Genomic DNA, 13,927 nt, shown 5'->3' on the forward strand with positions numbered 1-13,927 from the left:
CTGGGGGGGGGGGGGGGGGGGGCCGCCGCGCCACGGGTGCGGTACGCGGGATGCTGTCCGGGGTCGGTCCGCCCCGGCGGTCAGTTCACGGTGATGTTGGAGTTGCCGCTGCTCTGGTAGCCCTCGGTCGCCATGATCATGTAGTAGCTGAAGTTGCCCAGCTGCATCCCGGCGCGGGACCAGGCGTCGAAGTGGTTGCCGGTGGTGATGGTGCCGCCGGTCTTCTTCTGCTGCCGGACGCTCCAGTACTGGTCGAAGGTCTTGGTGCCCTCCACGGAGGGGGCGTTGTACCGGGTCGTCTTGTAGATGTCGTAGGTGCCGCCGTCGCTGCTGACGGTGCCCCGGTGCTCACCGGTGGGCCGGTAGGTACCCCAGTTGTCGACGATGTAGTACTCGACGAGGGGGTTCGAGGTCCAGCCGTACAGGCACAGGTAGCCGTTGCCGGAGGGGTTGAAGCTGCCCGAGTACGACACCGTGCGGCGGCTGCCGTTGCTCCAGCCCTTGCCGCAGACGAAGTTGCCGGTGTTGCGCCACTGGACGCTGTAGTTGCCGCCGCCGCCCAGGGTCATGGAGACCGTGTTGTTGGCGTCGGTCCAGAACGAGTAGTAGTACCCGTTGTGGTTGCCGGTCTGATTGGTCGTGATGGTCTGGCTGGCGCGGGCGTGGGCGGTGCCGGGCAGCAGCAGTCCGGACCCGGCCAGCGCCAGGGCACCGGTGCCGCCGATGAAGCCCCTGCGGCTGAGCTTGCGGGCGGGGGTGTCGTCCTTGTGCATGATTCCTCCTGGTGGGGGCTGGCGGAGGCCAGGCAAGGTGATACGGCCCGGTGAGCCTGTCGGCGGCCGGGGTGGCGCCGGCCGCGCGCGCCGGGGTCGGACGGTGCGCGCGGGCGCGACCGGTCGTCCTGCGGCCGGGGACCGGAGGCGGGGGTCGCGCGGGTGAGCCGGTCGACAGGGTTGGGGTCCGTCGATGCCGATAGTGTTGGGCCGACCTGTCGGGTTGTCAACAGTTTCCGGAAGCATTGCGGAAACGCTGCTCTGGTAAGGGGCCGGCTCGGGAAGGCATCATAGCTGGTCAACGCCGTGATATCCGGGTGAACGGTGGAGTCCAGGAATCTGACTATGGGTCATCGGGCGCACCCTGGGGTCCGTTTATCGAAAATTTTCGGAAACATTCCGGACGGGGTGGGGTGCGCACGGGACGTGTCCACCGGGAGGGGCGGGGCTCACTGGTCAACGCCGGCTTCCCGGCGGGAACCCGGTGCCGCTGCACCCCGGGTCCCGGCCGGCCGCTGCTCTGCCCGTCCGGACCAACCCGTCGAGCCGCCCGGCGCGGTACGTGAAGGATCTGACGGCGCGTGATGATATTTGCGTTTAGTTCTATTGGTCCCAGTCCTCAGGGAGACCGCTGCCGTCCGGGCCCGGCCCCAGGGCGGCGAGGATTCCGGTGAGCACGCCGCGCGGCCGGTTGATCATCCGTACCCGGTCGGCGACCAGGCCCGCGCAGTGGGCGATCAGCAGCGCGGGGCCGGTCGCGCATGGGCGGGCACGTCGATCAGGACGGATGACGGACGGTCGCGGTGATGACGTCCACGGCGGACGGCACCTCGGCTGGGGCCGACCACCTTGGGAAGGGAGATTGCTCGTCATGAGACTCACCGAGAGACGCGTCGGCCCGGGGGGATGCCCTCCCGTGCGCAGTCACCGGCCCCGCCGCCCTATGGCGGTGCGGTCGGGACTCGCGGCCCTCGCGGCTCTCCTCATCACGCTTGTGCTCACGCCCACCGCGGTGGCCTGCCCGCCAACGGTGACGGTCGAGCAGGGGCGTCTCCAGGGCATCCAGCGGCACGGAGTGGCCGAGTTCCTCGGCATTCCCTACGCGGCCCCGCCGACCGGCCCGCTGCGATGGCGGCCTCCGCAGCCGGCTTCACCATGGCCGGGCACACTGCAGGCCACGGAACCCGGCCCACGGTGCCCCCAGACCCGGACACCGCTGGCCCCGCCTGATACGTCCACGGAAGACTGCCTGTTCCTCAACGTCTACAAGCCCGCCACGCACGCGGCGAATCTGCCGGTGATGGTGTGGATCCACGGTGGCTACTTCCTCCAGGGCTCGGGCGGGGACTACGACGCCGGCGCACTGGCCGGGAAGGGCAAGGCCATCGTGGTGACGATCAACTATCGGCTCGGCGCCCTGGGCTCCCTGGCGTTGCCGTCCCTGTCGGAGGAAGCGCCCGACCATGCTTCCGGTCAGTACGGCCTGATGGACCAACAGGCGGCCCTGCGCTGGGTACGCGCCAACATCACGGCCTTCGGAGGCAATCCCCGCAACGTCACCCTCTTCGGCGAGTCGACCGGCGGCATCAGTGTCTGCGACCATGTCGCGTCGCCGACCGCCGCAGGACTGTTCCACCGCGCCATCGCGCAGAGCAACTGCAACATCGACCAGCCGGACCAGGACACGGCCAAGAAGACCGGCACCAGGCTCGCTCGCATGCTCGGCTGCCACGACCCGGACACGGCAGCGGACTGCCTGCGGCGCCGGCCGGTGGCGCGGATTCTCCGCGCAACGTACGCCCTCTACTCCCCCGTCGGCTGGCACCCCGCCACCGGCGGAAAGGCCCTGCCGACGAGCGTGCTCCATGCCTTCTCCACCGGCCGGTACAACCGCGTGCCGGTCATCCACGGTACGAACCACGACGAGGGCAACTACTTCATCGCCCTGGAGAACAAGGGTGAACTGTCCCCCGAGAACTACCGGCGTCTCATCGTCAAGCACTTCGGACACGAGGTCGCCGCGCAGGTCGAAGCCCGGTACCCACTGTCCGACCACCCTCGCCCGCGGACGCTCCGGGCACTGGGCGCCGCTCTGACGGACGCGGCCTTCGCCTGTCCGGCCCATGAAGCGAACACGGCACTTGCCCGGCGGACGCCGACGTACGCCTACGAGTTCAGCGATCCCAGCCCCGTCGCCTACGACCCCGACGCCGGGCCCGGCACCGGGCACGCCGCGGAGATTCCCTACGTCTTCCGGGTGCCCGCGGACGCGTGGAAACAGGCGTCCGCAGATCAGCGAGCGCTGTCGGACACGATGATCGCCTACTGGACCCGGTTCGCCGCCACCGGTGATCCCAACACACCGGGCGCCCCGCCGTGGCCCCGATACGACCTCATGCAGGAACTCAGGCCCGGGAACATCGCGCCCATCTCAGCCACCGCCTTCGCCCGCGACCACCAATGCCGCTTCTGGCTGCCCCTGCGCCACTCCGGGCAGGTGAGGATCTTCTTCTAGCGTTCCGCAGCCGCGACCGGACGAGATCCTCGCCGCCGGCGGGCCTCCGGTACGAAGGCCGCCGGGTCCGCTCGGAACCGGCCCGGGCACCGGGGGCCCGTCGCCGTACGGAGCTGAAGGCCGGCGGGCGCGGCCGCGCCCGCCGGCGGTGAGGTCGCCGTCGTCGTGCGCCGCGACGGCAGGCGGCCGCAGGCGGCCGGTCACGCACAGGTCCGGTGGTGCGGACCCCGTCCGCACCACCGGACGACGCTCCGTCAGTCCGGCCCGAACCGCTAGCGCTTGACGGCCACTCCGGCCCAGAGGCTGACCGCGGCGTCGGTCAGCTCGCCCAGCCTGACCAGCTCCTCCGTCTCCTCGTCCGGGTGCCAGCGGTGCGGCACCTCCAGACCCGGCTCCGCCAGCTCCAGCCCGGCGAAGAACCGCTCCACCTCCGCCTTGCTGCGCACCTGGGCGTTGCCGCCGTCGGCCTTGTAGACGTTGATGGCCTGCTCCCACTCCTCCGGTGCGAAGTCCGGTGTGCACTGGGAGAAGACGAGATACGAGCCGGGGACCAGCGGCTCCAGCAGGTGCTTGATGATGCCGTGCGGGTCCTGGTCGTCCGTGATGTAGTGGAAGAGGCCGACCAGGCTCAGCGCGACCGGCTGCTCCAGGTCCAGGGTCTCGCGGAGTTCGGCCGACGCGAGGATCGACCCCGGGTCGGTGATGTCCGCCTCGACATAGGCGGTGCGGCCCTCGGGGGTGCTGGTGAGCAGGCCACGGGCGTGCGTGAGCACGATCGGGTCGTTGTCGGCGTAGACGACGCGGGACTCCGGCGCCACGGCCTGCACGACCTCGTGCAGATTGGGGCTGGTGGGTATGCCGGTGCCGATGTCGAGGAACTGACGGATGCCGCGTTCGGCGAGGTAGCGGGCCGCGCGGTGCATGAAGGAGCGGTTGGTCCGGGCCGCGGTGCGGAAGCCGGGGAACGCCTGGAGCAGCTTCTCGGCGACCTCCCGGTCCGGCGGGTAGTGGGTCTTGCCGCCCAGGAAGTAGTCGTAGATGCGTGCGCTGTGATGGCGGTCCAGTCCCAGGTCACGGCCCGTGCCCTCGGGCCGGGTCTGTCCGCCGGGTGGGATGTTGCCGCCCATGTGCGCCCCTTCAATCAGGTGATCGATCGTGTTCGGAATCGTAGCCCGTCCGGACCCGCGGCTCGTCGTTTCCGTTCACTCAACCACCTTGGCCGATAACCGGGTTGACCGGCCAGACCCGGGGAGCCGCTGTCCGGCGGGACGCGCGGGGACGTTCGAGGACGGACGGGACGAGCCGGGGCGAACGGGCGCGGGAGGGCCCCGGGCCCGCCGGAAGGGGGATTTCCGGTGGGTCCGGGGCGGCCGGTGCGGCCGGACGCCGCCGGCCGGGGCGCGGCGGCCCCGGGGGTCAGTGCGGGGCGCCGTTGTGGCCGGCGAAGTCCGGCGGGGTGAGCGGGCTCATCGCCGTCACGTCACGCGGCACGATCTGGAAGCCCTGCCAGTGGACGGGCATCGGGGCCTGGTCCTCGTCCCGCGCGTGGTGGTGGAAGCCGACGTTGACCCAGGTGATGGGGTGCTTCAGGGTCTCGCCGTTGACCCACTTGTCCACGCTCCTGCCCGGACAGGACCGGTTGTGGCTGGCGAACTGCTCGCAGGAGTCGTATTGCGTAAAGAAGACGTCCTTCTTGGTGTATGCGCGCCCGGGGTACTTGTTGCTGTGGCCGAGCACCAGCTCGTAGCTGCGCGGGTGGTTGTCCTTGTTCTTCCCGGCGGTACTGACGACGCGCCACCAGCGCTGGGACGCCGCGTTGCCCGCGCGTTCCTTCGTGACCGTGGTGCGCTTGGTCCTGGTGCGCGGGGTCTCGCCGGTCACCGGGGTCGTGGTGGAGTCGAACTGCTCCACCTTGGCCTTCGGGGAGCCGTCGAGGCCGAAGTTGAGCCGCCAGAAGACGTTGTGGCTGTGGCTCAGCGCCCGGTCGCGGTTGTTCTTGCCGAGCGGCATGCCGTAGCCGTCCGCCGCGTCGTAGTCGCCGGGGGACAGCTCGCCGGTCGCGCCGACCCGGGTGGAGATGGTGCCGTCGTCGGAGAAGCGCCACTCGGTGATGTACTCGTAGTAGGCGACCTTGTTGACGGTGTAGACGAGCAGGTCCGTGCCCTGGGCCGTGGACACGCTGCTGCCGTCGTCGGACGCCAGCCGGTAGGCGTGGCCCCGGGCGCGGGTGGTGACGCACACGCCGTTGACGGCGGGCTGGCCGGGCAGCCCGACCTTCTTCAGGGTGCCGCCCGGGCACTCCTTGGTGCCGAGATCCGCGACGCCCGCGCCGAAGGAGTAGCCGGTCAGGTCGTCGTACTCGGCCCGGCCGTCGTCGTAGGGGACGTGGATCTGGGCGAGCTTCGCCGTGGTGAGCACGGGGATCGGCCGCGGCTCGCCCTTCGGCTGGTAGGTGATCTTGTCCAGGACCAGTCCGGCCGTGGTGGTGTAGTGCCAGCACATCCGCCAGGTGGTGCCGCCCGTGAGCTTCTTCTCGACCCTGTAGGCGTCACTGCAGGGCGCCGCCCGCGGCGCGGAGGGGGCCTGCGGGGCGGTGCCGGCGGCGTTCGCCACCGGGCCGGCGGCGGCCGCGGCCCCGCCCACGAGGGCCGTCAGGGCGAGGGCCGCCCGGACGCGCTTCCGGGCAGGCCGGGTTCGTCGTGTCGACATGCGTGATGACTGCTTTCTGGTATGCCGGGGCTGGTCGGGCACCCGGCGGGTTGGGTTCGGTGCGGCGGGTGAGCCGCCGGGAGGGCGGTCAGCCGAGGCGGCTGACGGTGCCGGCGCTGAGGTCGATCACCAGATGCCGGACGTCGATCCACGGACCGCCCATGACCTTCGTGAAGAGCCGGACGCAGCGGTGTTCCCCGCAGGCGCGCACTCCGGCGGCACCCGCGTTCTCCTCGTCCACCCGGTAGATCATCGCGGTGGCGGAGAGCTGCTCCGGCTCGGTGAGCGCCCTGCCGGTGGCCGCCTTGTAGTCCTGCTTCAGCCCCGCGCCGAGCGGGTCGCCCAGCAGCAGCCTGACGGCCTCGGCCGCCTCCGCGCGGGTGGGCGGCGGCTGCTCGCCCTCACGGGTCTCCGTCTTCTCGACCTTCCCCGTCGACAGGTTGACCGTCCTCAGCACGAGCCGGTCGTCCCTGTAGTCGTAGAACGACACCTCGGCGCGGCGCGGCGGGGCCGCGTCGTCCACCTCCGACGGCCTCAGCTCGGCGAGGTCCGTGCTGAGGATCTCCGGGCCCCGGCCGCCCTCCACGTCCTCACTCCCCGAGCGGAGCCCCGGCGTGACGGCCAGGCGCTCCACTCGCTTCAGCTCATCCGGCGTCAGCCCGTCCCGGCCCACGCCCCGCGCGCCCGCGGGCGCCTCCTCCCCGGCCACGCCCGCCGGCTGCCGGCCGGCCGTGTCCCCCGCCCGGTCGCCGCTCTCCCCGCCGGGCCTCTCCTCCGCGCCGGCGGCGGTCCTCTCGCCGTCGGAGGCCCCCGCGCTGCCCGGCAGGGTCACGGCGACCGCGATCGCCGTACCGCTCACCGCGATGGCCGCACCCGCCAACAGCTTCCCCACCGGGCGGTGCATCAACGTCCCCACGCGTACTCCCCATCCCCGTCAGTCTTCGCGTCGCGCTCGGGTGCGCGATCGACGGGGAGGACGCCGTGCGCCCGACGGAGGTTCAGTTTCCTTGCCCTGACGCGTAGTTCACCGGCACCGGCACCGGCACCGGCACCGGCACCGGCACCGGCACCGGCACCGGCACCGGCAGTGGCGGCCGGAGCCCGGGCCGGGGGCCCTGAGCGGCGGGTCCGGGCGCACCACGGGTCGGGCTTCCGGAGGCGGCGCGCCCTGCCGCGCCGGGCGGGCGCGCCGACGCCGGCCGGTGACGGGGCGGTTTGCCGCCGCCCGCCGGGGACACCCGCAGCGCCATGACGAGCGGACTGCTGAGAGGCGCCCTGGCGGGCGCCGCCGGAACCACCGCCCTGAACGCCGCCACCTACGGGGACATGGCCCTGCGGGCCCGCCCCGGCAGCACCGTGCCGGAACGCGGCGTCGACGAACTCGCGAAGAGGACCGGCCGTCCGGTTCCCGGTGAGGGAGAGGATCGGGAACACCGGCTCTCCGGGCTGGGCGCCCTCTCGGGAATCGCGGTCGGCATCGGCACCGGTGCCGCGCTCGGCGCGCTGCGCCGGGCCGGGCTGCGGCCCCCGTTGTGGCTGGGCGGGGCCGTCGCCGCGGTGCTGGCGATGGCGGCCACCGACCTGCCGATGGCCCGGCTCGGTGTGACCTCTGATCCCCGCTCGTGGCCGGCGCCGGACTGGGTGAGCGATCTCATCCCGCACCTCGCCTACGGATACGTCACCACCGCGGCCCTGGAGGCGCTGGATCCCGGCCGCTGAGAGCCCCCGGGGGACGGTGTGCGTGGACCGGGGCCGCACTCCGGGGAAGGCCGCGGCGAGAGCCGTTCCCCCGCCGCCAGGAGCCGGCGGCGGGGGAACGCGAAGCGGTCGGCGGAGGGGCGGAGGTCAGCGGACGACGGTGTGTCCGGCGCCGGTCAGCCCCGCCTCCTGGAGGATGGTCCGGGCCTCGTCGGCCTTGCCGCCCCGCACGACGACGTCGTAGCGGGAGGCCACCAGCCGCTGGGTGGACGCGAAGTCGCGGCGTCCGCCCGTCGCGGCGTGCCCGACGAAACCGAAGACGGCACCCCAGGCCGCGCCGATGAGGACACCGCCCAGGATCAGCCCGAGCCACACCGGCCCGGTGGTGAAGAGCCCCACGAGCAGCCCGATGAGCAGGCCGAACCAGGCGCCGCCCGCCGCTCCCGCGGCCGCCGCGCGTCCCTTGGTGAGACGGCCGGTGACGTGCTCGACCAGGCGCAGCCCCGAGCCGACGATGTCGATGTGCTCGACGGGGAACCTCTCGTCGGAGAGCCGGTCGACCGCGGCCTGGGCCTCCTCGTAGGCGTCGTAGCTCGCCACCGTGTTCCACGCGGCGCTGATCTGGTCCAGCGGCCGCGTACCGGTCTCGGACATCACGACCCCCTTTCGGTACAGAAGTGATGACATGCTCCGGGTGCCCGGAGGACGGGGGACTACGCACCTGCCCGGCCGGTGTGCGCCGCCTCCGGTCCCGGGCCCGGGGCGTTCCGGGCCCCCGACGCCGGGCGCCCGGATGGCGGGACGGCACGCGGCGTGGGCGCCGCGGTGCGGCCGCGGGGGCCCGGCCCGGCGCGCGGGGCACCGCGGAGGTATGTTGGCCGGCACCCGCACCACAGGAGAGCCGCCCCGCCATGCCGTCCGACCGCCCGCGCCTGCTCTATGTCACCGACCCCGCCTACCCCGCGCGCGGCCGCCGCTACGGCGACGAGGACCTCGCCCTCTCCGCCCGGCTCCGCGAGGACTTCACCGTCGCCCTGTGCCACCCGCTCGACGCGGCGGATCTCATGGCTGCCTTCGACGCCGTGCTCATCCGCAACAGCGGACCCGTCACCCACTACCAGGCCGCCTTCGACGCCTTCCGCGACCGGGCCCTCGCCGGGGGCGTGCGTGTCCAGCCGCCGCTGACCGGCCGGGGCGACATGGCGGGCAAGGGATACCTGGCGGAGCTGAGCGCCGCCGGATACCCGGTGATCCCGACCGCCGCCCGCCGTGAGGACCTGGCCGCGCTGCCGGAGGCGGAGGAGTACGCCGTCAAGCCACTGCGGGGAGCCGACTCGCACGGCCTCGTCTTCCTCCCCCCGGAGCGGCTGGACGGGATCCGGTTCGGGGACGTCCTGGTGCAGCCGCGGATCCGCTTCCGCTACGAGGTGTCCTTCTATTTCGTCGACCGCGTCTTCCAGTACGCCCTGTACGCGCCCGACCCGGGGGAGCGCTGGCGGCTGGAACGCTACGAGGCGAGCCCGGAGGACCTGGAGTTCGCCCGCCGCTTCGTGGAGTGGAACCCCGCGGACCACGGCGTCCAGCGGGTCGACGCCTGCCGCACCGCGGACGGGGGACTGCTCCTCGTCGAACTGGAGGACCTCAACCCGTATCTCTCCCTGGATGTCGTCGACGAGGACACCCGGGAGCGCTTCGTCGCCGCGCTCACGAGTTCACTGCGCCGGCTGGCCGCCGAGGGCCCGGAGGAGCCGGCGCGGCCCGCCGGCCCGGGCGGGCCCGCCGCGTAGCCGCGACGCGGGCCCCTTCCCGCCGCCGGTCCGGAGCGTACGAGCCGTACGAGCCGTACGAGCCGTACGAGCCGTACGAGCCTACGAGCCGTACGAGCCGCGCCGGGGGCGTCCGGCCGTTCTCCCGCCGCCGGTGCCGGCCCGGCCGTCACGGCCCCGGCCACGCCCCGCCCGCCGGTCAGCCTCCGCCCGCGGCCCGGACCGGTACGACGGCCACCGGGCAGGCGGCGGTGTGCAGCACCTCCGCACTCACCGACCCCAGCAGGGCCCGCCGCACCCCGGTGCGGCCGTGGGAGCCGACGACGACCAGTTCCGCCCCGTGGGAGGCCTCCGTCAGCGCGGTGGCGGGCCGGCCGGCGACATGGCGCGTGGTGACCGCGACGTTGGGGTATTCGTGCCGCCATGCCGTGGCCAGGTCCTCCAGGTCCTCCGGGGCGTTCTCCGTCCGGGCGTCGGCCCCCCGGTCCGGCACGGCCGGTCCGGCGGGCTCCACGGCGGCCGGCCGCGTCCGGGAGCCCGCCGTCAGCAGGGTCAGCTCCGCCTCCCGCAGCGCGGCCTCCTCGAAGGCGAACCGCAGCGGCTCGGCCGGCAGGTCGCCGGTGTCCACGCCGACGACCACCCGGTGCGCGGGGTGGGCCGTGGTCCGGCCCGGCCGCACGACGATCACCGGGCACTCCGCGTGCGTCGCGACCTGCCAGCTCACCGATCCCAGCGGCAGCCGGGGGAAGCCACCCGTGCCCCGGTGCCCGACGACCACCAGCGACACCCGCGCGGAGCGCTCGACGAGGGCCGCGGCCGGGCGCCCGGCGTACGGCTCCGCCACCACGTTCAGCCCCGGGTGCTCCGTGTGCGCCTGCGCGGTGAACGGCGCCAGCACCGCCGCGGCCTGCGCCTGCGGGGCGGAGACCTCCCGGTAGACCTCGCTCGCGCCGGCCGGCAGCGGCCACTCCAGGGCGTGCAGGATGTGCAGGGGCAGGCCCCGGCGCACGGCCTCGGCGGCCGCGTGCCGCACCACGATCTGCTGGTCGTGCGCGTCGTCGACGCCGACGAGGACCGGGCCCGGTCCGCCGCTCCCGGGCGTCGGATCCTGCTCCACCATGGCGGCTCCTTCGCGAACGGGCGGCACGGCCGTGCGCCGCGGCCCGGCGGACGGACCCCGTACCGGTATCCCGGCCCCGGTCCCGTAAACGCCGGACCGCCCTCCCGGACCGCCCTCCCGGACCGCCCTCCCGGACCGCCCTCCCGGACCGCCCTCCCGGGCGGCGGTCCGGGAGGCTTCCGGGCCGTTCCCCGCTCCGGTGGTGCGATCATGGCCGGGCCCTGTTCCCCGTCCCGCGGGAGATGACCGATGGTCCAGCGCCCCCTGGCCGTGTTCGACCTGGACGGCACCCTCGCCGATGTCCGGCACCGGCTCCACCACGTCGAGGGCCGCCCCCGGGACTGGGACGCCTTCTTCGCCGCCGCCGGTGAGGACCGGCCGCTGCCGCAGGGCGTCGGGATGGCGCTGGCGAGTGCGGAGGAGTGCGAGGTGGTGTACGTCACCGGGCGTCCGGAGAGCTGCCGGGCCGACACCCTGGACTGGCTGGCGCGGCACGGGCTGCCGCTGGGCGAACTGCGGATGCGCGGCCCGCGCGACCGCCGCCCCGCCCGGGTCACCAAACCGGAACTGCTGCGGCGGCTGGCCGCGCGCCGCGCGGTGGCGTTCGTGGTCGACGACGACCCGCAGGTCTGCGACGCCTATGAGCGGGACGGCTTCCGGGTGGTACGGGCCCGCTGGATGGCGGCGCAGCCGGTGCTGGAGGAGGTCCAGGAGCGGGAGGGCCGCACCTGAGGTCCCCCGCCGTCGTGCGCCGGGGGCGGACCGCCGTGACGTCCGGGACGCGGGCCGGGGTATGCCCGCCCGGGTACCGGGAAGGCCTCTGACCGTCCCCCGAACATCGCACGACCGAGGAGAAGAGCATGGAGTACGCCCGCACCGTCACCCTTGACCTCCCCTACGACGAGGCCGTTCCCCGGGTGAAGGAGGCCTTCGCCGAGCAGGGGTTCGGCACGCTCACCGAGATCGACGTCCGCGCGACGCTGAAGAACAAGATCGGCGAGGACATCGAGGACTACGTCATCCTGGGCGCCTGCAATCCGCACCTCGCCCACCGGGCCCTGGGCATCGAGCGGGAGATCGGCCTGCTGCTGCCCTGCAACGTCGTGGTACGTGCCGCGGAGGACGGGAGGACCCTCGTCCAGGCCCTGGACCCGGCCGTCATGGTCACCGTGCCGGGCAAGGCGGGGATGGAGCCGGTGGCGGAGGAGGCCGGCCGGTTCCGCTGTGTGCGCGAGGCCCGTACGCCGCCCCCGTACGCCGCCCGCCGTGGCGGGTCAGGCCAGAGCGAGGAAGAGCTTCTCCAGTTCCTGCTCGCTCATCGGGGGCGCGTCCTCGTCGGCCGTCGCCATGCACTGCCGCATGCCGCTGGCCACGATCTTGAATCCGGCCCGGTCCAGCGCGCGGGACACGGCGGCGAGCTGGGTCACGACATCCTTGCAGTCACGCCCGGCCTCGATCATGGCGATCACGCCCGCCAGCTGTCCCTGGGCCCGGCGCAGACGGTTGAGCACCGCGCCGACAGCTTCCTCGTCCACCTGCATTCGGACGCCTCCTTCATACCGGTCGTTCATGGTACCCGGGCAGGTAGTGCGCCCGGGCCTGCTGTCCGGTTGCCGGACGGCGGCACCCGGGCGGGGCGGGGGAGGGGAGAGGGCCGGGCGGGCTTTCCGCCGCCGGTCCCGATGGCGTACCGTGGCCGCCCCGCATACCCCATTGGGTATGGGGAACGCGCTGTGGTGCCGGAACATTCCCCGGACCCCCGCGCGCGGTGCCGAGGGTGTGCGAGGGTCCGGGGCCCGCCCCCGGTGTCGCGGGGCGGCGGGCCGCCGCCCACCCCGGCCGGGGGCCTCCGGCGGGGTCCGTCCGCGTCCCGGGAAATACGGGCCGGGGTATAGGGTGTTGCCCAGACATACCCCCCCAGGTATGCAATGCCCCCACAGTTGAGGCAACAGGAGGAGCGCATGTACTTCGTCGAGACTCTGGCCCTGGAAGGACTGGGTAACCGCAGCTACCTGGCCGGCGGGCGGACCGCCGCGGTGGCCGTGGACCCGCCCCGCGACATCGACCAGGTTCTCGCCGCGGCCACCCGCCGCGGAGTGCGCATCACCCACGTCGTGGAGACCCACATCCACAACGACTACGTGACCGGCGGCCTGCAGCTGGCCCGGCTCACCGGAGCCCGCTACCTGGTGCCCGCCGGCGCGAACGTCTCGTTCTCCCGCGTCCCCGTCGCCGACGGCGACACCGCGGAGCTGGAGGAGGGCGTCGCCGTACGGGCGGTCGCCACCCCCGGCCACACCCCGCACCACACCTCCTACGTCCTGGAGGACGGCGGAGTGCCGGTGGCCGCGTTCACCGGCGGCTCCCTGCTGATCGGCACCGTCGGCCGCCCCGACCTCGTCGAGCCCCGGCTGACCGAGGAACTGGCCCGCGCGCAGCACGCCTCCGCGCACCGGCTGGCGGAGCTGCCCGACGAGGTGAAGGTCCTGCCCACCCACGGGTTCGGCAGCTTCTGCTCCTCCTCGCAGGCCGAGGGCGAGTCCACCACCATCGGCCGCGAGAAGACCGGCAACGACGCCCTGACCAAGGACGTCGACACCTTCGTCGCCGACATGCTCGCCGGCCTGGACGCCGTCCCCGCCTACTACACGCACATGGGCCCGGCCAACGCCGAGGGCCCCGGCCCGATCGACCTGACCGAGCCCCGCCGGGCCGACGCCGCCGAGATCGCGGCACGGCTGGCCGCCGGTGAGTGGGTCGTGGACCTGCGCAACCGCGTCGCCTTCGCCGAGGGCCACGTCGCCGGCGCGTTCAACTTCGAGCTCGAAGGCCAGCTGGCCACCTACCTGGCCTGGATGATCCCGTGGGGCAAGCCGGTGACCCTGCTCGCCGAGACGCCGGAGCAGATCACCGCCGCCCAGCGCGAGCTGGTCCGGGTCGGCATCGACCGCCCGGCGGCCGCCGCCACCGGCACCCCCGAGGAGTGGGCGGAGAGCCCGGAGGCGCTGCGCTCCTACCGCCGCTCCGACTTCGCCACGCTCGCCAAGGAGATCGGGCGCGGCACGGAACCGGTCGTCCTGGACGTCCGGCGCGACTCCGAGCGCGCGGGCGCCCGCGTCCGCGGCTCCGTGCACATCCCCATCCACGAGCTGCACGGCCGGCTCGGGGAGATCCCGGAGGGCACGGTGTGGGTGCACTGCGCCGGCGGTATGCGCGCGGGGATCGCGGCGTCGATGCTGGACGCCATGGGCCGCGAGGTCGTGGCCGTGGACGACGGCTTCGACAACGCGCGGGAAGAGGGCCTGGTCGAGAACGGCTGACCCCTCCTCCCCACCGACCGGTGGCC

12 protein-coding genes and 1 pseudogene are annotated in these 13,927 nt (G+C 73.5%); 6 read left to right on the forward strand and 7 right to left on the reverse strand.

Annotated features, from left to right (window positions below; translation table 11 throughout):
• Nucleotides 1–80: 80 nt before the first annotated feature.
• Nucleotides 81–773: a glycoside hydrolase family 11 protein gene (locus KBZ10_RS14800; protein ID WP_210988097.1), complete on the reverse strand. Its 693-nt coding sequence runs from the start codon at nucleotides 771–773 to the stop codon at nucleotides 81–83.
• A gap of 994 nt (nucleotides 774–1,767) precedes the next feature.
• Between KBZ10_RS14800 and KBZ10_RS14805 the strand changes: the two genes are divergently transcribed.
• Nucleotides 1,768–3,288, forward strand: coding sequence for a carboxylesterase/lipase family protein (locus KBZ10_RS14805; RefSeq protein ID WP_307847436.1), 1,521 nt, complete (start codon nucleotides 1,768–1,770; stop codon nucleotides 3,286–3,288).
• Between the two features lie 272 nt (nucleotides 3,289–3,560).
• Here KBZ10_RS14805 and KBZ10_RS14810 read toward each other — a convergent pair whose 3' ends face one another.
• The 3 genes from KBZ10_RS14810 to KBZ10_RS14820 form a co-directional block, all read right to left on the reverse strand.
• Nucleotides 3,561–4,415: an SAM-dependent methyltransferase gene (locus tag KBZ10_RS14810; protein ID WP_210988099.1), complete on the reverse strand. Its 855-nt coding sequence runs from the start codon at nucleotides 4,413–4,415 to the stop codon at nucleotides 3,561–3,563.
• Between the two features lie 289 nt (nucleotides 4,416–4,704).
• On the reverse strand, nucleotides 4,705–5,997 hold the full coding sequence (locus KBZ10_RS14815; protein WP_210988100.1) for a copper amine oxidase: 1,293 nt from the start codon (nucleotides 5,995–5,997) through the stop codon (nucleotides 4,705–4,707).
• A gap of 88 nt (nucleotides 5,998–6,085) precedes the next feature.
• Nucleotides 6,086–6,913, reverse strand: a complete 828-nt coding sequence (locus tag KBZ10_RS14820; protein ID WP_210988101.1) for a Tat pathway signal sequence domain protein — start codon at nucleotides 6,911–6,913, stop codon at nucleotides 6,086–6,088.
• Between the two features lie 332 nt (nucleotides 6,914–7,245).
• On the opposite strand from KBZ10_RS14820, the gene KBZ10_RS14825 reads away from it, so the two are divergent.
• Nucleotides 7,246–7,716: a hypothetical protein gene (locus KBZ10_RS14825; RefSeq protein ID WP_210988102.1), complete on the forward strand. Its 471-nt coding sequence runs from the start codon at nucleotides 7,246–7,248 to the stop codon at nucleotides 7,714–7,716.
• A 126-nt stretch (nucleotides 7,717–7,842) separates the two neighbouring features.
• On the opposite strand, the gene KBZ10_RS14830 is transcribed toward KBZ10_RS14825, so the two are convergent.
• Nucleotides 7,843–8,349, reverse strand: coding sequence for a general stress protein (locus KBZ10_RS14830; protein WP_210988103.1), 507 nt, complete (start codon nucleotides 8,347–8,349; stop codon nucleotides 7,843–7,845).
• 257 nt (nucleotides 8,350–8,606) lie between these two features.
• Between KBZ10_RS14830 and KBZ10_RS14835 the strand changes: the two genes are divergently transcribed.
• The gene (locus KBZ10_RS14835) at nucleotides 8,607–9,482 is read left to right on the forward strand and encodes a hypothetical protein (RefSeq protein WP_247702402.1); all 876 of its coding nucleotides are present in this window, start codon (nucleotides 8,607–8,609) and stop codon (nucleotides 9,480–9,482) included.
• Between the two features lie 178 nt (nucleotides 9,483–9,660).
• On the opposite strand, the gene KBZ10_RS14840 is transcribed toward KBZ10_RS14835, so the two are convergent.
• The gene (locus KBZ10_RS14840) at nucleotides 9,661–10,581 is read right to left on the reverse strand and encodes a universal stress protein (protein WP_210988104.1); all 921 of its coding nucleotides are present in this window, start codon (nucleotides 10,579–10,581) and stop codon (nucleotides 9,661–9,663) included.
• 249 nt (nucleotides 10,582–10,830) lie between these two features.
• Between KBZ10_RS14840 and KBZ10_RS14845 the strand changes: the two genes are divergently transcribed.
• Nucleotides 10,831–11,313 (forward strand): hypothetical protein, encoded by a 483-nt coding sequence (locus KBZ10_RS14845; protein ID WP_210988105.1) that lies wholly within the window; start codon nucleotides 10,831–10,833, stop codon nucleotides 11,311–11,313.
• Between the two features lie 128 nt (nucleotides 11,314–11,441).
• Nucleotides 11,442–11,798: pseudogene (locus KBZ10_RS14850) on the forward strand (DUF302 domain-containing protein); the annotation flags it as partial.
• A 57-nt stretch (nucleotides 11,799–11,855) separates the two neighbouring features.
• Here the strand turns inward: KBZ10_RS14850 and KBZ10_RS14855 are convergent.
• Nucleotides 11,856–12,122, reverse strand: a complete 267-nt coding sequence (locus KBZ10_RS14855) for a metal-sensitive transcriptional regulator (RefSeq protein WP_210988106.1) — start codon at nucleotides 12,120–12,122, stop codon at nucleotides 11,856–11,858.
• Between the two features lie 420 nt (nucleotides 12,123–12,542).
• Between KBZ10_RS14855 and KBZ10_RS14860 the strand changes: the two genes are divergently transcribed.
• Nucleotides 12,543–13,901 (forward strand): MBL fold metallo-hydrolase, encoded by a 1,359-nt coding sequence (locus KBZ10_RS14860; protein ID WP_210988107.1) that lies wholly within the window; start codon nucleotides 12,543–12,545, stop codon nucleotides 13,899–13,901.
• Nucleotides 13,902–13,927 lie beyond the last annotated feature (26 nt).

This window comes from Streptomyces sp. F63, assembly GCF_018070345.1.
Classification (GTDB): Bacteria; Actinomycetota; Actinomycetes; order Streptomycetales; family Streptomycetaceae; genus Streptomyces.

What these genes read in the sequence shown, in the direction of transcription:
- KBZ10_RS14800 (WP_210988097.1), bottom strand. Translation starts at nt 773, where the DNA reads ATGCACAAGGACGACACCCCCGCCCGCAAGCTCAGCCGCAGGGGCTTC.
- KBZ10_RS14810 (WP_210988099.1), bottom strand. Translation starts at nt 4,415, where the DNA reads ATGGGCGGCAACATCCCACCCGGCGGACAGACCCGGCCCGAGGGCACG.
- KBZ10_RS14815 (WP_210988100.1), bottom strand. Translation starts at nt 5,997, where the DNA reads ATGTCGACACGACGAACCCGGCCTGCCCGGAAGCGCGTCCGGGCGGCC.
- KBZ10_RS14825 (WP_210988102.1), top strand. Translation starts at nt 7,246, where the DNA reads ATGACGAGCGGACTGCTGAGAGGCGCCCTGGCGGGCGCCGCCGGAACC.
- KBZ10_RS14830 (WP_210988103.1), bottom strand. Translation starts at nt 8,349, where the DNA reads ATGTCCGAGACCGGTACGCGGCCGCTGGACCAGATCAGCGCCGCGTGG.
- KBZ10_RS14835 (WP_247702402.1), top strand. Translation starts at nt 8,607, where the DNA reads ATGCCGTCCGACCGCCCGCGCCTGCTCTATGTCACCGACCCCGCCTAC.
- KBZ10_RS14840 (WP_210988104.1), bottom strand. Translation starts at nt 10,581, where the DNA reads ATGGTGGAGCAGGATCCGACGCCCGGGAGCGGCGGACCGGGCCCGGTC.
- KBZ10_RS14845 (WP_210988105.1), top strand. Translation starts at nt 10,831, where the DNA reads ATGGTCCAGCGCCCCCTGGCCGTGTTCGACCTGGACGGCACCCTCGCC.
- KBZ10_RS14855 (WP_210988106.1), bottom strand. Translation starts at nt 12,122, where the DNA reads ATGCAGGTGGACGAGGAAGCTGTCGGCGCGGTGCTCAACCGTCTGCGC.
- KBZ10_RS14860 (WP_210988107.1), top strand. Translation starts at nt 12,543, where the DNA reads ATGTACTTCGTCGAGACTCTGGCCCTGGAAGGACTGGGTAACCGCAGC.